Source organism: Mycolicibacterium sp. XJ870 (assembly GCF_053483975.1).
The window spans coordinates 228425-246193 of sequence record NZ_JBEFTI010000007.1 but is presented as its reverse complement, the minus strand read 5'-3'; the positions used below and the strand labels follow the sequence as shown (position 1 = coordinate 246193).

20 protein-coding genes are annotated in these 17769 nt (G+C 66.4%); 9 read left to right on the top strand and 11 right to left on the bottom strand.

What is annotated here, in order from left to right; translation table 11 throughout:
• Positions 1-12: 12 nt before the first annotated feature.
• A complete protein-coding gene (locus ABQF30_RS23520; protein ID WP_448468295.1) occupies positions 13-891 on the top strand; it encodes an aminodeoxychorismate lyase in 879 nt (292 codons plus the stop codon).
• A gap of 245 nt (positions 892-1136) precedes the next feature.
• Here the strand turns inward: ABQF30_RS23520 and ABQF30_RS23515 are convergent, their stop codons facing one another.
• The 7 genes from ABQF30_RS23515 to lmeA form a co-directional block, all read right to left on the bottom strand.
• Complete coding sequence (locus ABQF30_RS23515; RefSeq protein ID WP_448468293.1) at positions 1137-1412, bottom strand: hypothetical protein; 276 nt, start codon at positions 1410-1412, stop codon at positions 1137-1139.
• Entirely contained in the window at positions 1412-2077 is a 666-nt protein-coding gene (locus tag ABQF30_RS23510; RefSeq protein WP_448468291.1) for a heme-binding beta-barrel domain-containing protein, read from the bottom strand. Before ABQF30_RS23510 ends, ABQF30_RS23515 begins: the two co-directional genes overlap by 1 nt.
• Before the next feature lie 389 nt (positions 2078-2466).
• Positions 2467-2769 (bottom strand): DUF1416 domain-containing protein, encoded by a 303-nt coding sequence (locus ABQF30_RS23505; protein ID WP_448468289.1) that lies wholly within the window; start codon positions 2767-2769, stop codon positions 2467-2469.
• Position 2770: 1 nt separating this feature from the next.
• Positions 2771-3604: a sulfurtransferase gene (locus ABQF30_RS23500; RefSeq protein ID WP_448468287.1), complete on the bottom strand. Its 834-nt coding sequence runs from the start codon at positions 3602-3604 to the stop codon at positions 2771-2773.
• Between the two features lie 233 nt (positions 3605-3837).
• Entirely contained in the window at positions 3838-3909 is a 72-nt protein-coding gene (locus ABQF30_RS23495) for a putative leader peptide (RefSeq protein WP_448468360.1), read from the bottom strand.
• Positions 3910-3959: 50 nt separating this feature from the next.
• Complete coding sequence (locus tag ABQF30_RS23490; protein ID WP_448468285.1) at positions 3960-4382, bottom strand: thioredoxin family protein; 423 nt, start codon at positions 4380-4382, stop codon at positions 3960-3962.
• Positions 4379-5194, bottom strand: a complete 816-nt coding sequence (lmeA, locus tag ABQF30_RS23485) for a mannan chain length control protein LmeA (protein WP_448468283.1) — start codon at positions 5192-5194, stop codon at positions 4379-4381. Before lmeA ends, ABQF30_RS23490 begins: the two co-directional genes overlap by 4 nt.
• 178 nt (positions 5195-5372) lie before the next feature.
• Here lmeA and ABQF30_RS23480 point away from each other — a divergent pair, with 178 nt between their 5' ends.
• From ABQF30_RS23480 to pstB, 6 genes are all read left to right on the top strand, one after another.
• Positions 5373-6164, top strand: coding sequence for a winged helix-turn-helix transcriptional regulator (locus ABQF30_RS23480; RefSeq protein WP_448468358.1), 792 nt, complete (start codon positions 5373-5375; stop codon positions 6162-6164).
• On the top strand, positions 6164-7051 hold the full coding sequence (gene mshD / locus ABQF30_RS23475; RefSeq protein WP_448468281.1) for a mycothiol synthase: 888 nt from the start codon (positions 6164-6166) through the stop codon (positions 7049-7051). Before ABQF30_RS23480 ends, mshD begins: the two co-directional genes overlap by 1 nt.
• Positions 7052-7172: 121 nt before the next feature.
• Positions 7173-8297 carry a phosphate ABC transporter substrate-binding protein PstS gene (gene pstS / locus ABQF30_RS23470; RefSeq protein ID WP_448468279.1) on the top strand — a complete coding sequence of 375 codons (1125 nt, stop codon included), beginning with the start codon at positions 7173-7175 and terminating at the stop codon, positions 8295-8297.
• Positions 8298-8345: 48 nt separating this feature from the next.
• On the top strand, positions 8346-9401 hold the full coding sequence (pstC, locus tag ABQF30_RS23465) for a phosphate ABC transporter permease subunit PstC (RefSeq protein ID WP_448468277.1): 1056 nt from the start codon (positions 8346-8348) through the stop codon (positions 9399-9401).
• Positions 9398-10312, top strand: coding sequence for a phosphate ABC transporter permease PstA (gene pstA / locus ABQF30_RS23460; RefSeq protein WP_448468275.1), 915 nt, complete (start codon positions 9398-9400; stop codon positions 10310-10312). The genes pstC and pstA overlap by 4 nt, the downstream gene beginning before the upstream one ends.
• Positions 10313-10334: 22 nt before the next feature.
• Positions 10335-11111 (top strand): phosphate ABC transporter ATP-binding protein PstB, encoded by a 777-nt coding sequence (pstB, locus tag ABQF30_RS23455; RefSeq protein WP_448468273.1) that lies wholly within the window; start codon positions 10335-10337, stop codon positions 11109-11111.
• Between the two features lie 96 nt (positions 11112-11207).
• Here pstB and phoU read toward each other — a convergent pair whose 3' ends face one another.
• From phoU to ABQF30_RS23435, 4 genes are all read right to left on the bottom strand, one after another.
• The gene (phoU, locus tag ABQF30_RS23450; RefSeq protein WP_448468271.1) at positions 11208-11876 is read right to left on the bottom strand and encodes a phosphate signaling complex protein PhoU; all 669 of its coding nucleotides are present in this window, start codon (positions 11874-11876) and stop codon (positions 11208-11210) included.
• A 76-nt stretch (positions 11877-11952) separates the two neighbouring features.
• A complete protein-coding gene (locus tag ABQF30_RS23445) occupies positions 11953-14145 on the bottom strand; it encodes an LCP family protein (protein ID WP_448468269.1) in 2193 nt (730 codons plus the stop codon).
• 222 nt (positions 14146-14367) lie between these two features.
• Positions 14368-15501, bottom strand: a complete 1134-nt coding sequence (gene dusB, locus ABQF30_RS23440; RefSeq protein WP_448468356.1) for a tRNA dihydrouridine synthase DusB — start codon at positions 15499-15501, stop codon at positions 14368-14370.
• Between the two features lie 38 nt (positions 15502-15539).
• Positions 15540-16544, bottom strand: a complete 1005-nt coding sequence (locus tag ABQF30_RS23435; RefSeq protein WP_448468267.1) for an acyl-ACP desaturase — start codon at positions 16542-16544, stop codon at positions 15540-15542.
• Positions 16545-16761: 217 nt separating this feature from the next.
• On the opposite strand from ABQF30_RS23435, the gene ABQF30_RS23430 reads away from it, so the two are divergent.
• Together ABQF30_RS23430 and ABQF30_RS23425 are read left to right on the top strand one after the other, a co-directional pair.
• Complete coding sequence (locus ABQF30_RS23430) at positions 16762-17160, top strand: hypothetical protein (protein ID WP_448468354.1); 399 nt, start codon at positions 16762-16764, stop codon at positions 17158-17160.
• A 141-nt stretch (positions 17161-17301) separates the two neighbouring features.
• Positions 17302-17730, top strand: a complete 429-nt coding sequence (locus tag ABQF30_RS23425) for a hypothetical protein (protein ID WP_448468265.1) — start codon at positions 17302-17304, stop codon at positions 17728-17730.
• Positions 17731-17769: the final 39 nt, after the last annotated feature.

The window sequence follows — 17769 nt, the reverse complement described above, 5'->3', positions numbered from 1 at the left end:
CAGTGTGGCTCCATGGCGAGCCAACCAGCCGTGCTGGTCACCCTTGACGGCCAACTCCACGATCCGAACTTGCCTCGGCTGCACGCTGACGAGCTGGCCGCGGTGCGAGGCGACGGAGTCTTCGAGACGCTGTTGGTTCGCGACGGTCGGCCATGCCTGCTCGAGCCTCACCTGGCCAGGCTCGGCCAGTCCGCCAAGATGCTCGACCTGCCCGAACCGGACCTGGTGGCCTGGCGGGCCGCCGTCGCGCTCGGCACACAACGCTGGGCCGCCGACCATGACGGCGAGGGCGTGCTGCGCCTGGTGTACAGCCGGGGCCGCGAAAGTGGCGGGCCGCCGACAGCATTCGCCACGATCGGCGCGCTCGCCGACCGGGTGGCCGGGGCGCGCCGCGCCGGGGTCGCCGCCATCACCCTCGACCGTGGGCTTCCCGTCGGCGCCAGCGAGATGCCGTGGTTGGTGGCAGGCGCCAAGACCCTGTCCTACGCGGTGAACATGGCCGCGCTACGGCATGCCGAACGCCACGGCGCCGGCGACGTCATCTTCGTCAGCTCTGACGGCTACCTGCTGGAGGGGCCGCGTTCCACGGTCGTGATCGCGACGGAGGGTGAGGACGGCGAACCGGTGCTGCTCACTCCGCCACCGTGGTACCCAATCCTGCGTGGGACGACCCAGCAAGCCCTGTTCGAGGTGGCTCGCAACAAGGGGCTGGATTGTGACTATCGCGCCCTGCGCCCCGCTGATCTGCTTGCCGCACAAGGTGTTTGGTTGATATCCAGCATCACGCTGGCGGCCCGGGTGCACACCCTTGACGGTCAGCGGCTGCCCGACGCCACCGCGGCGGCCGACGTCGCGGGCCTGGTCGACGCGGCGATCCTCAGCGATCGCTGAGCGTGAAAATCGCTTGTCGGGGTTCGCGGACGGGAGTACGGTCGCTCGTACACAGGAGAGGAGGTGGTCCGAGAAATTGATTGACTTATGGACATGTGAGGTGGCTGCCCGCTAGCAGCGCCGGGTGAATTGCCTGCGCGCGCTGGCGAATTCCCCGCAGCCACCCGGCCCCCGAGCCCCTCGGTTTGTCCAACCAGGAACCAACGGCTCGGGGGTCGCCCCATGTCTGGGGTTGGGTAACTCGGTCAGCCGGCGGGTGCTGCGGGGCCGGGGCCGGGGCCGGGCGCCAGCGTCGAACATGCCTGCATGGCCTGCCGCCACTTCTCCGCGTCGACACCGGCGGGCGCGCCCGCCATGGGACCCGGGACGGCGGGAACCCCGTGCTCGGTCAGGCAATATGCATAGGAGCCGTGCTCCGGTGTGGTCTCCGGGCTGGGGGCGGGTTGAGTGTCACCCGAAGAGCACGCGGCCAGGGTGGCCGCCGCGGCGAGCATGGCCGCCGCAATCCAGGAATTCCGCATCAGCCGACGAACCTCGACAGACGGGCCGACAGATGCGGCACCAGGCCGCCGTCGGCGTCGACGCGTTCCTCCACGTAGCCCAAGTCGCCGCCTTCGACGATGCCGTAGAGCCGCTTGGCCCCGCCGACCAGCATTCCGGACTTGCTGCGGGCCAGCGCATCGGTGACCAGTTCCCAGGAGGACTGGGTGAGGGGGCGGCCGTAGAACAGCTCGACGTAGCCGGCCGAATTGGCCACCAACAGTTCGATTGCCTGCGACTCATCGAGCCCGGACGGATCGGCCGGGTCGCTGACGAAACGCCAGTAACCGGTCTCCCGCAGGCCGGGGGAGTCGTACTCACCGGATTCCGTCAGCCGCCAGGACCGCGCTTCCCAATTGAGGTAGTCGCCGCCGTCGTGGGAAACCACGATCTGCTGGCCGTACCGGTAATCGCCGTTGGTGTCGCGGCCCTCGCCCTCACCGCGCCAGACGCCGACGAGCGGCAGCAGGGCCAGCAGTGCATCGTTGAGGCCGACGCCATCGCGCAAGTTCGCGGTGTCTGCCGGCAGCGGCAGATCCTGGAAGACCGGGATGTTGCGGGCTGCGGTGGCCTTGGCGCGTTCAGCGGCCGCGGCTAAGGCCCGGTCACCGGAACCCAGGTCGGGGACGTCCTCGCCCGATGTCACGACTCGTCGGTGACCAGGCGGTAGACGGTGTACAACGCGAACCACGTGATGACCACCACGGCCGCGACTAGCAGGATCTCGAAGATCAAAACCACGGGAATGAGTCTAGTTCCTAGTCAGAGGTGTCGGCGCCCCGGGTGGAGCACCCCGCCAAACATGAGCTTGTGTGCGAGATATTCGCGATTCGTCGCACACAAGCTCACGTTCGAGCAGTGAGATCAGGCGGGACCCGATGGCCTAGCTCCTCATCGGCTCGTGCCTCGCCTCGATCGTCGCTAGGCGGTACCCGATGGCCTAGCTCCTCATCGGCTCGTGCCTCGCCTCGATCGTCGCTAGGCGGTACCCGATGGCCTAGCTCCTCATCGGCTCGTGCCTCGCCTCGATCGTCGCTAGGCGACCTTGACGTCGACCTCGTGGATTCCTGCGCCCGTCGGCGCCACGCTGGCGTCGCCGTTACCGGCCGGCGACAGCGCACGCAGCGTCCAGTTGCCCGGAGCGGCGAAGAACCGGAAATCACCGGTTGCCGACGCAACCACCTCGGCGGTGAACTCGTCAGAGCCGTCCAGCAGCCGCACGAACGCGCCGCCGACGGACTGGCCGGCTCCGTCGACGACCCGGCCGGTGATGACCGTCTCCTTCTCAAGATCGACGCCAGCGGGCAACGTCACGCCTTGCTTCGGTGCAGAGCACATATCAACTTCCCAACTCGATCGGGGCCCCCACGAGGGAGCCGTATTCCGTCCAACTGCCGTCGTAGTTCTTGACGTTCTGGTGGCCAAGCAGCTCCTGCAGCACGAACCAGGTGTGCGAGGAACGCTCACCGATGCGGCAGTAGGCGATGGTCTCCTTCTCGCCGTCCAGGCCGGCCGCGGCGTACAGCTTGGCCAGATCCTCATCGGATTTGAACGTGCCGTCCTCGTTGGCCGCCTTGCTCCACGGAACGTTGATGGCGCCGGGGATATGCCCGGGACGCTGGCTCTGTTCCTGCGGCAGGTGCGCGGGTGCCAGGATCTTGCCGGAGAACTCGTCGGGGGAGCGCACATCCACCAGGTTCTTCTCGCCGATCGCGGCGATGACCTCGTCGCGGAATGCCCGGATGGTGTTGTCGGGGTCCTTGGCGGCGTAGCTGGTCTGCGGCCGCTGCACGCTGTCAGTGGACAGCGGGCGGGCGTCGAGCTCCCACTTCTTGCGGCCACCGTCGAGCAACTTCACATCGGCATGGCCGTACAGCTTGAAGTACCAGTAGGCGTAGGCGGCGAACCAGTTGTTGTTGCCGCCGTAGAGGATGACGGTGTCGTCGTTGGCGATACCGCGCTCGGAGAGCAGCTTGGAGAACTGCTGGGCGTCGACGAAGTCCCGGCGCACCGGATCCTGCAGATCGGTCTTCCAGTGCAACCTCACCGCGCCTTCGATATGACCGGTGTCGTAGGCGGACGTGTCCTCGTCGACCTCCACGAAAACGGTCTTCGGAGCGTTGAGATTGCTCTCGGCCCAATCCGTGGTGACCAGGACGTCAGAGCGTGCCATGTACGAGATCCTTTCGGTTGCTTGGTTTTTGAAGATTTCAGGCGGGGCTGCGGCGGAACCTCAGCACCAGGGGATAGAGCTGACAGCGAAGGGCGATGGGCTTTATCCGCGCCGGCGAGGAGGTGATTGACGATGACATGTGCACAAACTCCTGTTGTTGTCGTGGAGGGTCTGGTTGGGTGCAGGCTCCGAGCACAGGCTCCGAGCGGGCGCGTCAGAACGCGCAGCTGCGCTCAACAGCAACAACAACGACAGCAGCAGCCCGCGGTGCGGCACAGATCGACTGCGCGACGCTTGGTGAGCACAAGCTCAAGGCGGGCGGACACGTGCGACAGCTTACCCAATGACCGGGACGTCAAGCCAACAGCGGTTCGAGCGCCGAGCGCAGGTCAGCGGCCTTGGGCACACCGCTCGTGCGGTACCGGGGCCGCCCGCCCCTGTCGAAGATGATGGTCGTGGGAAGAGACAGCACCGAAAGTCGCCTCGCCGCTTCGGGGTTGGCGTCCATGTCGATCTCGACATGGGACACCTGGGGGAGGTCGGCGCACACCTGCTCGACGACTCGTCGCACTGCGGCGCAGGGCCCGCACCACTCGGCGGTGAAGTGCAGCACGGTCGGGCCGGTGTGCGACAAGCCCAGGCCGGTGGTGTCTACGTTGGCGGCTTTCTCGCCTGCCGCGATGAGGTTGGCGCGCAGCATGATCAATCGGGCGACGACATACGCCACTCCAAGCGCGGCGACGAGCACCGCGATCGCCACCACCATCGAGGAGCTCATGTCTGTCTGAACCCCGACAGGTCGATGGTTACTCCCTCGGCGATCCCTTCGATGATGATGTCCGATCCGCGGGCGCCCTCGCTCGTCGGCGCGATGCCGAAGGGCAGCTTCTGGCCGGAGATCGCGCTGCTGAACTCCGCCAGCACCGCGGCCGTCTTGTCCGCCGGGACCGGCTCGTCGGCGGTGCCGGGCCCCGTCAGGATCCCGGTGGCGGTCAGGACGAGGGTGGTTCGGTCGGGCCCGGCGATCGACAGGTCCACGGCGACACTGACGCGGTCGTCCAGGCCCGAGGCCTTCGGGGTGCCGGTGAACACGAGGCCCGTGTTGCCGGAGATCCCCGACTCGGTGGTGCCCCCGGTGGCGTCGTTGGTCTCCCGGGCCGGGGCCTCCACGAGCAGGTCTTCGATGCCCATGAACCGCCCGACGTGGGTGGAGCCGATGATGATGCGGCTTTCCACCTTGCCGACGTGCATCGGCGCATCCGGCCGGATCAGCCAGGAGGATTCGGTGAGGTCGATGTCGTGCAGGGTGGTTTCCAGCGAGGCCTTCCCGACCACAGGGTGGTCGACGGCGCCGGCCCGGATCTCCACCTCCTTGTAGAGGTGCTTGCGCGCCTGCGGGATGAACGGGAATCCCAGAATGGCGACCGACGGGTCCCAGTTCAGGCCTGCGGCGCTGCGTACATTGCGGGCCAGCCGGTATTCGGCATAGATGGCGGCGCCGAAGTCGGTGCTGACGGCTCCGACGACGAGCGCGGCCACGGTTGCGACGAACCCGATCACCAGTTTGCGCACCGGCACATTGTTGCCCACCGGTGGCCCGTCGCGGACCGATCGCCCCGCTCGGCGCGGCTAATCAGCAGGTGAAGCGTTATCGTTGGACGACTAATAGCCGGTAACGGCTAGATGTCATCCATGAATCTGGGATATCACTCGGACATCGACGTCCGAATGAACTCCCGACATGATTCCCGGCGCGCCGGAGGGCCAGTTGGATCTATTACTACTGACCGTTGACCCACATCCCGACTCGGTCCTACCTTCCCTGTCGCTGCTGGCTCACACCGTGCGGACTGCGCCGACAGAGGTGTCTTCGCTGCTGGAGGCCGGTAATGCGGACGTGGCGATCGTCGACGCGCGCACCGATCTGGCCGCAGCGCGCGGCCTGTGCCGGTTGTTGGGGACGACGGGCACCTCGGTACCGGTCGTCGCTGTGGTCAACGAGGGCGGGCTCGTCGCGGTCAACCACGAGTGGGGGCTGGACGAGATCCTGTTGCCCGGCACTGGCCCTGCCGAGATCGACGCGCGGCTACGGCTGCTGGTGGGCCGCCGCGGTGGCGCCGCCAATCAGGAGAATGTAGGCAAGATCACATTGGGTGAATTGGCCATCGACGAGGGCACCTACACCGCACGCCTGCGCGGCCGCCCGCTCGACCTGACCTACAAGGAATTCGAGCTGCTGAAATACCTCGCGCAGCATGCCGGCCGGGTCTTCACCAGGGCCCAGCTGCTGCAGGAGGTATGGGGCTATGACTTCTTCGGCGGTACCCGCACGGTCGACGTGCATGTCCGACGACTGCGCGCCAAGCTGGGCCCCGAATATGAATCGCTGATCGGCACGGTCCGCAACGTCGGCTACAAGGCGGTACGCCCGTCCCGGGGCAGGACCCCGGCCGCTGAGGCCCACGGCGTCGAGGATGCGGCAGCCGAGGATGACGACGGGTTCGACCCGGCGTTCGACGACGCCGACGGCCCGATGGCCGACCGGCTGCCCAGCCAGTGATGGTGACCGACTGGCACACCGGCTTGTCCGGTTCTGTCCAGGGCCAGATTCGTGAACTCATCGCGGCCGCGGCTCAGCACGACGGCATCGCGCCGGTCGGGGACCAGGTGCTGCGCGAGCTCGCCCTGGACCGCACCCGCCACCTGCTGACCCTCGACGACGATCGGGTGGTCGGATATCTCAATCTTGCCCCGGCGGACGGCGACGACCCGGCGATGGCTGAACTGGTGGTGGGACCGCAGGCCCGGCGGCGCGGAATCGGCACCGCCATGACGCGCACCGCGCTGGCCGAAGGAGGATCCGGCGCCCGGATCTGGGCACACGGAAACCTCGAACCCGCACGTGCACTGGCCTCCGCGCTGGACTTGGTGGTGGCCCGTGAGCTGCTGCAGATGCGCCGCCCGCTCACCGACCTTCCACCGGTCCGCGACGTGCCAGGGGTCCGGATCGGCACATACTCCGGTCCCGAGGATGACGCCGAGATCCTGCGTGTCAACAACGCCGCGTTCTCCTGGCACCCCGAGCAGGGCGGCTGGACCGAACATGACCTCGCCGAGCGCCGCAACGAGGCGTGGTTCGACCCCGACGGGTTGTTCCAGGCGTTCGACGAGCAAACCGGCGCGCTCCTCGGTTTCCACTGGACGAAAGTGCATGACGCCGATCTCGGCGAGGTCTACGTCGTCGGCGTCGACCCGGCCGCGCAGGGCCGCGGACTCGGCTCGGTGCTCACGTTGGCCGGCCTGCACCACCTTGCTGAACGGCTGACCGCAAGCTCACAGCCCACGGTCCTGCTCTACGTCGAGGCAGACAACTCGGCAGCGGTCAACACGTACCGGAAATTGGGCTTCGAAGTGTTCGCCGTCGACGTGGCGTACGCCACCGGTTAACCCGGCTAGCTGTGAACACCCTGAACCTGTTCACTGCTCGTTTACCTGTTGTCCCCAATTCGTCCACCGGGGCCGAATACGTTGCCGGGGAGTCTGAAGCCAGCAACTGAAAGTGGGACAAGTGAAGCTCAACAGCATTGGCAGGGTCTTTGGCACGACGCTATCGGCGACGGCCATTGCGGCGCTCACGCTGACCGCGTGCGGCAGCGACAACAACGCCGGCACCGCAGGATCACCCACCAACGGCGATGCCGCAGCCTCCGCGGAGTGCGGGGGCAAGAACTCGCTGACGGCTGAGGGCTCGACGGCTCAGCAGAACGCCATTGCCGAGTTCAACAACGCGTGGGGCCAGGCCTGCTCGGGCAAGAACCTGTCCTACAACCCGACCGGGTCCGGCGCCGGACGTGAGCAGTTCATCGCAAAGCAGGTCGACTTCGCGGGCTCGGACTCCGCGCTCGAGGACGCGCAGATCCAGGCCGCTGCCGATCGCTGCGGCGGCAACCCGGCCTGGCACCTGCCACTGGTGTTCGGCCCGGTCGCCATGGCCTACAACATCGAGGGCGTCGACACGCTCGTCGTCAACGCCGACCTGCTCGCCAAGATCTTCCAGGGTCAGATCACCAAGTGGAACGACCCGGCCATCGCGGCGCTCAACGAGGGCGCCACCCTTCCCGACGTCGCCATCACGCCGATCTACCGCTCGGATTCCTCGGGCACCACCGACAACTTCCAGAAGTACCTGACCGCGGCCGCCCCGCAGAGCTGGACCAAGGGCGACGGCAGCGAGTTCAACGGCGGTGCCGGCGAGGGCGCCCAGAAGTCGGCCGGCGTGGTGCAGGCCGTGCAGGCCACCCCGGGTGCCATCGGCTATGTGGAGAAGGGCTTCGCCCAGCAGGCTCAGCTGCCGTTCGCGCAGATCGACAGTGGTGCCGGCGCGGTCGAGTTGACCGACGAGACCGCAGGCAAGGCCATCGACGCCGCCACGTTCGTCGCCGAGGGCAACGACCTGGCGCTCGACCTGAATGCGCTGTACTCCTCCAAGGAAGCCGGGTCCTACCCGCTCGTGCTGGCCACCTACAACATCGTCTGCTCGAAGGGCTATGACGCCGACACCGCCGCTGCGGTGAAGTCGTTCATGACGGTGGCGATCAACCAGGGCCAGGCGAACCTGTCCGCTGCCGGCTACGTGCCGCTGCCGGACGCCTTCAAGGAGCGTCTGACGACCTCCATCGACGCAATTGCCTAATTGGCTGGCGAAACAGAACGAAACTGGTGAGGATGGATTTCGGACCATATGACCGACTGGCGCCCCGACGGGACAGCAGTGACCACTCCGAATCCATCTGACTCGGGGTCGGGGGAAGCACTCGCTGCCCCCTTCCCCGAACCGGAACCCATCTCCACCAATCCCTCCAAGGGTGCCAAGGTCCGCTTGGGGGACCGGATCTTCCGCGGACTTGCCGAGGGCTCGGGCATCCTGATCATCGCGCTGATCGCGGCGATCGGGGTGTTCCTGCTCTGGCGCGCGGTTCCGGCGCTGGTCCGCAACGAGGAGAACTTCTTCCTCTACGGCGGCAACTGGATCACCACCGACACCTCGGCGATGCACTTCGGCATCTTCGATCTGCTGCAGGTGACGGTCTTCGTATCGGTGTTCGCCCTTGTGCTGGCCATGCCGGTGGCCCTGGGCATCGCCATCTTCTTGACCCAGTACGCGCCACGGCGCCTGGCCGGCCCGCTGGCCTACATGGTCGATCTACTGGCTGCCGTGCCGTCGATCGTCTACGGCGTGTGGGGCCTGTACGTGCTGGCGCCGGTGATCAAACCGTTCGCGGTGTGGCTCAACGAGAACCTGTCGTGGCTGTTCTTGTTCCAGACGGGTAACGCCTCGGTGGCCGGTGGCGGCACCATCTTCACAGCTGGCATCGTGCTCGCGGTGATGATCCTGCCGATCATCACCGCCGTGACCCGTGAGGTGTTCATCCAGACCCCGCGCGGGCAGATCGAAGCCGCACTGGCGCTGGGCGCCACCCGTTGGGAGGTCGTGCGCACCACGGTGCTTCCGTTCGGCCTTTCGGGCTACATCAGCGGCGCGATGCTCGGTCTGGGCCGCGCGCTCGGCGAGACCATCGCGCTGCTGATCATCCTGCGCGGCACCCAGACGGCGTTCGGTTGGTCGCTGTTCGACGGTGGCTACACCTTCGCAAGCAAGATCGCAGCCACCGCAAGCGAATTCAACGACCAATACAAGGCAGGCGCCTACATCGCCGCCGGCCTGGTGTTGTTCATCCTCACGTTCATCGTGAACACGCTGGCCCGCGCCGCCGTCGCCGGAAGGGGTGCCAAATGACTTCCACGCTCGAACAGCCGGTCAAGGCTGCCGCGTTCCAGGGGGTGAGCCTGCGCCGCAAGGTGACCAACAACCTCGCGACGGTGCTCGTCACGCTGTGCGTGCTGATCGCTCTGGTGCCTCTGCTGTGGGTGCTCTTCTCGGTCGTCACCAAGGGCTTCGCGGCGATCACGTCGCCGGTTTGGTTCACCCACTCGCAGGCCGGCATGACGGCCTTCTCGGCCGGCGGCGGTGTCTACCACGCGATCATCGGCACCCTGTTGCAGGGCCTCGTGTGCTCGCTGATCTCGATCCCGATCGGCGTCATGGTCGCGGTGTACCTCGTCGAGTACGGCGGTGGCACCAAGCTGGGCAAGATCACCACGTTCATGGTCGACATCCTCACCGGTGTCCCCTCGATCGTGGCCGCACTGTTCATCTATGCGCTGTGGGTGGCGACGCTGGGATTCGAGCGGTCCGGTTTCGCGGTGTCACTGTCGTTGGTGCTGTTGATGATTCCGGTGATCGTGCGGGCCACCGAGGAGATGCTGCGCATCGTCCCGATGGACCTGCGCGAGGCGAGTTATGCGCTCGGCGTGCCCAAATGGAAGACGATCGCACGCATCGTGATCCCGACGGCGCTGTCGGGCATCGTGACCGGCGTGATGCTGTCCCTGGCACGCGTGATGGGCGAGACGGCCCCACTGCTGATCCTGGTCGGCTACGCCCAGGCGATGAACTTCGACATGTTCGGCGGGTTCATGGGTTCGCTGCCCGGCATGATGTACGACCAGATCTCGGCGGGCGCGGGCTCCAACCCGGTGCCCACCGATCGCATGTGGGGGGCGGCCCTCACCCTCATCCTGCTGGTCGCGTTGCTCAATGTCGGTGCTCGCGTCATCGCGAAATTCTTTGCCCCTAAAAAGGTCTGAGTAGGTTTAGGAGTTCACTGTTATGGCCAAGAGACTTGATCTCAAAGACGTCAATATCTACTACGGGGCCTTTCACGCCGTCGCCGACGTAGCACTGTCGGTGCAGCCGCGCAGTGTGACGGCCTTCATCGGTCCGTCGGGCTGTGGCAAGTCGACGGTACTGCGCACGCTGAACCGCATGCACGAGGTCATTCCCGGTGCCCGCGTTGAGGGTTCGGTGCTGCTCGACGGCGAGGACATCTACGGTGCGGGCATCGACCCGGTCGGTGTGCGGAAGACCATCGGCATGGTGTTCCAGCGGCCGAACCCGTTCCCCACCATGTCGATTCGCGACAACGTGGTGGCCGGCCTGAAGCTGCAGGGCGTCCGCAACAAGAAGACCCTCGAAGAGGTCTGCGAGCGCTCGCTCAAGGGCGCCAACCTGTGGAACGAAGTCAAGGATCGTCTGGACAAGCCGGGCGGTGGCCTGTCCGGTGGTCAGCAGCAGCGGTTGTGCATCGCCCGCGCCATCGCGGTGCAGCCCGACGTGCTCCTGATGGACGAGCCGTGCTCGGCGCTCGACCCGATCTCGACACTGGCGATCGAGGATCTGATCTCGACCCTCAAGCTGGACTACACGATCGTCATCGTCACGCACAACATGCAGCAGGCCGCGCGAGTCAGCGACCAGACGGCGTTCTTCAATCTCGAGGCCACCGGCAAGCCGGGCAGGCTGATCGAGATCGACGACACCGAGAAGATCTTCTCCAACCCCAGCAAGAAGGCGACTGAGGACTACATCTCCGGCCGCTTCGGCTGACCTTCTCCGCCGAGTTTCTTCGGCGAGCAGACGTTAAAGCCCCCTGGAAAACGTATTCCAGGGGGCTTCAGCGTCTGCTGACGCAGGGGCAAGCGGTTACTTCTGGCTGGTAACCGTCTCGCCCTCGGGGTAGGAGCCGGTGACCTGGAAGATCACCCGGCGCGCCACCTCCACGGCGTGGTCGGCGAAGCGCTCGTAGAACCGGCTCAGCAGGGTCACATCGACCGCGGCGGTCACGCCGTACTTCCACTCCCGGTCCATCAGCACGGTGAACAGGTGGCGATGCAGATCGTCCATCGCATCGTCTTCCTCCTGGATCCTGGCGGCCTTCTCCGGATCCCGGGTGACCAGCACCTCGCGGGCAGCGTGGCCCAATTCCACTGCGACCCGGCCCATTTCGGCGAAGTAGCCGTTGACCTCCTCGGGCAGCGCATGCTGGGGGTGGCGCCGACGCGCGATCTTGGCCACGTGCAGGGCCAGCGCACCCATCCGGTCCACGTCAGCCACGATCTGGATCGAGCCCACCACCGAGCGCAGATCCCCGGCCACCGGTGCCTGCAGTGCCAGCAACACGAATGCGGATTCCTCGGCCTGAGTGCTCAGCACGGACATCTGGTCGTGGTCGGTGATGACCTGTTCGGCCAGAACCAGATCGGCCTGCAGCAGTGCCTGGGTGGCTCGTTCCATCGCGGTACCCGCCAACTCACACATCCTGCCGAGCTGGTCCGTCAGCGAATCTAACTGTTCGTGGTACTGGGTACGCATGCACCAAGATTAGGCGGTCGGCGGCCTGATAGTCACGATGCCGAGAGTGAACGCCAGGTGAATGGCGATTCTCGGCCTATTCGCAGGTGGTGTCGGCCGCGTTGGTGACGGCCAGATCCTCGGGCAGATGCGTGGGTGTGCTGCTCGTGCCGCGCACCACCTGCACCTCGACGGCCGATCCGCTGGGCGTGGGCGGGCTCACCGAATTGAAGTCGCTGCCGAGTACGACCTGGATTGTGTCGCCCATACCGCTGACCCGCTCGATGGTCGGGTCGGCGAACGACGACGCGACCGTGGCGGCCGCCTCCTCATTACCGGGGGAGAACATCACCGTGGTGGATGCCAGCGCCTCCGGATAGTCGTCGGGAGTGGTGACGTTGAACCCGTGCTGCTGCAGTTCGGTGGCCGCGGTCGCGCCGAGGCCGCTCTGACCGGTCGAGTTCGACACCTGGACGGTGACCTGCTGCGGTTCGGTGGTGACGGCGCTGACCTGCTCGGCGGACTCCGGCGTCGAGGGCGCGGGCGCCTCGGTAGTCGACTGCGGGGCTTCGGACGCCTGGACCGACGACGTGGTCGATTCCGGGGTTCCCGGCACCGGCGTGTTGTCCGGGTTCTTCTCGCCGGGCAGCGGATCGTCGCTGATGATCGCGTCGAACAAGGCCCGCATGTCCTCGAGCCGGGGCTCCTCATTGCCCCATTCGTCGGCGTAGCCGGTGGTGGGAACCGTGACGAAGGTGATGCGGCCGGCATTTACGCCCTGGACGGACTGGCCGAGGTCAACCAGATCCTTGGTCTTGATGTTGTCGACGTAGCTGTCGCCGATGAACATGTTGACCACGTTGTTGAGCTTGTTCAGCGAGAAGAACGTGTCCTTGGAGATCAACGAGCGCAGCAACGAGGACAAGAACAACTGCTGGCGCTTGATGCGGCCGTAGTCCCCGTTGAACTCGGTGACGACCTGGCGAGCGCGGACGTAGTTCAGCGCGGTGTGGCCGTCGACCATCTGGCGTCCGGCGTTGGGCAGCACGGTGCCCAACTCGTAGTCCTCCAGCGGCGTGGTGCTGCACACCTCGACTCCGCCGAGGGCGTCGACCATCTTGGCGAAACCGGCGAAGTCGACGGCCATGAACCGGTTGATGGACAATCCGGTCATCTTCTGGATGACCTTCACCAGACACTTGGGTCCGCCGAACGCGAAAGCGGAGTTCAGCTTGGTCTCGGTGTAGATCTCGTCGGGGCCGTAGGTGCCGGATTCCTCGTCGTAAAGCGGGCCGTATGTCGCGGACTCGGCACTCCACGGTTCGCACTCGATCGGGCTGATCTCCAGATCGCGCGGGAAAGACACGGCTACGACGCGTTCGCGGTTGGCCGGGATGTTCACCAGCATGATCGTGTCCGAGCGCGCGCCGCCGGCGTCTTCGGTGTCACCGGCACCCATGCCGGCGTTCTCTCCGAAGCGGCTGTCCACGCCGACGATCAGGAAGTTCTCGTCGCCGAACTGGGCATTGGGGTCGAGGATGTCGCGCGAGTGGGGGTCGAGCGCGGCCACCTTGTTGAGCAGGTTGTTCTTGGACGTCTGCCACTGCCAGGCGCTGCCCGTCAGGACGAGGGTCAGCACGGCGATCAAGGCGGCAACCGCGCGGCCGGCCAGCATCACCCTGCGGTGCGTCGGCAGGTCAGTCGGGTCGTCAAGGTCGTCGGGTTCCAGCGGCGTTCCGCCCGCGGGCGGGCGGCCCGGGCGCCATGATCGCAGCCGGTCGGGCAGCTGGTGAGCGTGTGCCGGGACTGCCGGGATGATCTCGGTGTCCATCGCGTCCGGGTCGCGTACCGGTGCAGGGGGCTCAGGCTCCCAATATTCGTAGCGAACCGCCTGCAGAACCTCGGTCCGTTCGGCCGGCGCCTCGGGCACGGGCTCAGCTGCGGGCACGGGCTCGGGCACGGGCACGGGCTCAGGTTCAGGCGCTGGTTCGGGCTCGGGTTCGGGTTCCGGTTCGAGGCGGTGTCGGGACCTGGCGGGCGGCGGCTCTGCGCCGGTGCCTGCGATCTTCGCGATCAGGTCGGCGACGGTGACGCCGTCGGCATGGCTTCCAGTCGGCTCGTCGGGCGTGCGCTGATCGGCCGGCTCATGGACACGCGGATGATCCTGGCGCTCCCACGGCGCGGCGCCTGGTAAAGGCTGCGGGGATCGGGTAATCCATTGGTTGTCAGGGCCGTCATCTGGGGCGCGGTGGCGCCGACGGCCAGGAGTGGCGTTATCGCCGTCACTCATGTCCTACCGGCCTCCGACTCTATGGATAGTGCGCGTCGGCGCGCGTTGTTCTTCGTGGCGCTGCTAGCGCTTTACCCCTAAGTCTTCTAGCAGCTGTATGCGTGTCTCCGCCAGTCGAAGCGATCGGCGCCAGCTGCAACAGGTTCCTCATCGTACTGAGACATCCTGAGAGACGGCCAGTCACAAGAGATGACGGGGTCGTCTCGAAGTCATCTCGATAGATCAGCCTCCGGAATGCATCACGTCTGCGCCGGCCGGCACCGCGCAGTCGTCGGGGTCGTCGAGCCAGCCTTCCGGAAGCGATACCGAAGCCGCCGAGCCCTGCCGGCCACGCGGCCCGGTGGCGGCGGGCGGGAACGGGGCGTCGCGATCAAGCTGGTCGAGCAGCCCGTCGAGTTCGCGCAAGGACTTGACAAGGGCGAGCGCACGGCGCAGATCGGCACCCGCCGGGAAGCCGTGTAGGTACCAGGCGACATGCTTGCGGATGTCGCGCATACCCTTGTCTTCGCCGAAGTGCTCGCTGAGCAGTGCACCGTGGCGGCGGACGATGTCGGCGACCTCGCCCAGCGTCGGCGGGGTGGGAGCGGGACGTCCGTTGAACGCCGCCGACAGTTCGGCGAACAGCCAGGGCCTGCCCAGGCAGCCCCGGCCGATCACCACCCCGTCGCAGCCGGTGGCGGCGATCATGGCCAGCGCGTCGTCGGCTTCGAAGATGTCTCCGTTACCCAGCACGGGGATGCCGGTGACATGCGCCTTGAGGGCGGCGATCTGATCCCAGTCGGCGGTGCCGGAGTAGCGCTGCGCTGCGGTGCGGGCGTGCAGTGCGACGGCAGCGGCGCCCTCCTCTGCGGCGATCCGGCCGGCGTCGAGGTGCGTGTGGTGGGCGTCATCGATCCCGATGCGGAACTTCACCGTCACGGGAATGTCGGTGCCCTCTACCGCACGGACCGCCGCGGACACGATCTGGCCGAACAGCCGCCGCTTGAACGGCAGCGCAGCGCCGCCCCCGCGCTTGGTGACTTTGGGCACCGGGCAGCCGAAGTTCATGTCGATGTGGTCGGCCATGCCCTCGTCGGCGATCATCTTCGCCGCGCGGTAGGTGGTGTCCGGGTCGACCGTGTAGAGCTGCAACGACCGCGGCGACTCGTCGGGCGCGAACGTCGTCATGTGCATCGTCACCGGATGGCGCTCGACGAGAGCCCGCGCGGTCACCATCTCGCACACGTACAGCCCGCTCACGGTGCCCGCTCGCGCCACCTCGAGCTCGCGGCACAGGGTGCGGAACGCCACGTTGGTCACCCCGGCCATCGGGGCCAGTACGACGGGGCTGCGCAATGCGATCGACCCGATCTGCAGTTCAGATCGGGCCGTATCGGCGGGTATTGCGGTCAGAGTCATGCAGGGGACGAAGACGACACCAGCAGGTTCTTCATGGCCTTCTTCTCGGCCATCTTGCGCTCGCGCTCGAGGCGGCGCTCCTTGGCGACCTCGAACTTCTCGCAGGCGTCCTCGAGCTCCTTGACCAGCCGGCCGAGGTCGTCGCGCAACCGCGCGCCCTCGCCGGTGAAGTCCTCACGCTCGAAGATGCGCCACTTCTTGAGCACCGGCATCACCACGTCGTCGAGGTGGATTCGCGGATCGTAGACACCGCCGACGGCGATGATGACGGCCTTGCGGCGGAAATCCGGGACGGTGTAGCCGGGCATCTTGAAGTTGTCGAGCACGCGGTGCAGCGAGGCCATCGCCTGGTTGGGGGAGATGTCCAGGCCGGCCGCGCTGACATCGCGGTAGAAGATCATGTGCAGGTTCTCGTCACCGGAGATGCGCTGCAGCAGTTGGTCGGCGATCGGCTCGTCGCAGGCCTTGCCGGTGTTGCGATGCGAAACGCGGGTGGCAAGCTCCTGGAAGGTCACGTAGATGACCGAGTCGAACAGGCTCTCGGCGAACAGGTCGCCCTGCATGTTCTGGCCGGGGGAGAAGCCGCGGGTGACCTGCTCGACGCGCAGTTCCTCCAGCTGCACCGGATCGACGGCGCGGGTGACGACGAGGTAGTCGCGCAGGGCGATGCCGTGGCGGTTTTCCTCGGCGGTCCAGCGGTTGACCCACTGGCCCCAGGCGCCGTCCATGCCCATGTTCATCGCGATCTCACGGTGATAGGACGGCAGGTTGTCCTCGGTGAGCAGGTTCTGGACCATCGCGGTCTGGGCGACCTCGGACAGCTTCGACTGACCGGGCTCCCAGTCCTGACCGCCTAGCGCGTAGTAGTTCTTGCCGTCCGACCAGGGGATGTAGTCGTGCGGGTTCCAGTCTTTGCGCATGCGCATATGGCGGTTGATGCTCGACTCGACGACTGGCTCAAGCTCGTGCAGGAGCTGCAGGTCGCTGAGTTCTTTCGACATACGTCCCACTTCCTCGCGTCCGACGCCAGATATCTGTACCTGTTGGTAGCAGTCAATATATCTGTGTAACCCGGTGACATCAAGTTACCCGTGGCTGGGTGTCGCGTATGGACGACCGGGCCAGACCCTGCCAGTTAGGATCCCCGAAGCGACGTGGATTGAAACGCTGCGCTGCCATGGGAATGCTTGTCGACTCGGAGGTTTCGGATACGTGAAGATGCTCGTCGTTCTCGCGGCGGGAGCGGCGATTGCCGCCGGCGCCGCACTTTCAGGTGCGGGCGTGGCGGGTGCCGACCCCAATCTGGTGGGCTATCCCTACTCGGATGTCGCCTCGGCGATCGAGGATTCCGGCGGTAGCCCCAAGGTGGCCGTGACGGTTGGCAGCAAACTCGCGCAGGACGACTGCATCGTCACCAATACGTGGAACGCGCCGACGTTCGAGCACACCGGCGGCCTGGTCATGGTGGCGCTGAACTGCGACGGTGACCACGCCACCGCCACAACCCCCGGCGCATCAGTCGCCAGCCCGGTCGGCCGCGAGGCAAAAGCTGCCGCCGACGCGGCTGCAGCTGCCGAGGAAGCCGAGCTCGCCCAGGCCAGCACGCCCGACGAGTAATCGGTCGGCTCGCCAGCGCGTTTCCGATCTGTTCATGTTGAAGCCACCTCTGATCCGCGGTTAGATAACAACGCTCCGTCGGTGTTCTTCTGCACGGTCTTGGGGCCATTGCGATCAACTGAACTAGGCACGGAGGTCTGCGTGAAGAAAACCCTGGTTGTGGGTGCTGGTGCACTTGGCGCTTTCGCCCTGGTGACCTTCCCGGCTGCGGCTATCGCGTCTGCCGCCCCTGACGTCGTTGGCGCGACGTATTCGGATGCCGCGTCGGCCATCGAGGACGACGGCGGCACACCCAAGGTTGCCGTCACGGTCGGCAGCAAGTTGTCGCAGGACGATTGCATTGTCACCAATGCCTGGGACGCGCCGTTCATGCGTGACGACGGCGGCGAGTTCGCGCATGCCGACGGTGAGGTCATGGTCGCGCTGAACTGCGACGGTGGCCACGCCACCGCCACCAACCCCGGCGCCTCGGTCGCCAGCCCGGCCGGCCGCGAGGCCAAGGCTGCCGCCGATGAGGCCGCTGCCGCCGAGGAAGAAGAGCTCGCCGAGGCGAGCACGCCCGACGAGTAGGGTGCGCGCTTCACCCAGCGTTCACGCACAATTCCGTTC

Coding starts and splice junctions, on each gene's coding strand:
- pstB (WP_448468273.1), top strand. CDS start 10,335: ATGGCCAAGAGACTTGATCTCAAAGACGTCAATATCTACTACGGGGCC.
- pstA (WP_448468275.1), top strand. CDS start 9,398: ATGACTTCCACGCTCGAACAGCCGGTCAAGGCTGCCGCGTTCCAGGGG.
- ABQF30_RS23430 (WP_448468354.1), top strand. CDS start 16,762: ATGCTCGTCGTTCTCGCGGCGGGAGCGGCGATTGCCGCCGGCGCCGCA.
- ABQF30_RS23515 (WP_448468293.1), bottom strand. CDS start 1,412: ATGCGGAATTCCTGGATTGCGGCGGCCATGCTCGCCGCGGCGGCCACC.
- mshD (WP_448468281.1), top strand. CDS start 6,164: ATGGTGACCGACTGGCACACCGGCTTGTCCGGTTCTGTCCAGGGCCAG.
- ABQF30_RS23445 (WP_448468269.1), bottom strand. CDS start 14,145: ATGAGTGACGGCGATAACGCCACTCCTGGCCGTCGGCGCCACCGCGCC.
- phoU (WP_448468271.1), bottom strand. CDS start 11,876: ATGCGTACCCAGTACCACGAACAGTTAGATTCGCTGACGGACCAGCTC.
- ABQF30_RS23505 (WP_448468289.1), bottom strand. CDS start 2,769: ATGTGCTCTGCACCGAAGCAAGGCGTGACGTTGCCCGCTGGCGTCGAT.
- ABQF30_RS23490 (WP_448468285.1), bottom strand. CDS start 4,382: ATGAGCTCCTCGATGGTGGTGGCGATCGCGGTGCTCGTCGCCGCGCTT.
- ABQF30_RS23500 (WP_448468287.1), bottom strand. CDS start 3,604: ATGGCACGCTCTGACGTCCTGGTCACCACGGATTGGGCCGAGAGCAAT.
- ABQF30_RS23435 (WP_448468267.1), bottom strand. CDS start 16,544: ATGTCGAAAGAACTCAGCGACCTGCAGCTCCTGCACGAGCTTGAGCCA.
- ABQF30_RS23520 (WP_448468295.1), top strand. CDS start 13: ATGGCGAGCCAACCAGCCGTGCTGGTCACCCTTGACGGCCAACTCCAC.
- pstC (WP_448468277.1), top strand. CDS start 8,346: ATGACCGACTGGCGCCCCGACGGGACAGCAGTGACCACTCCGAATCCA.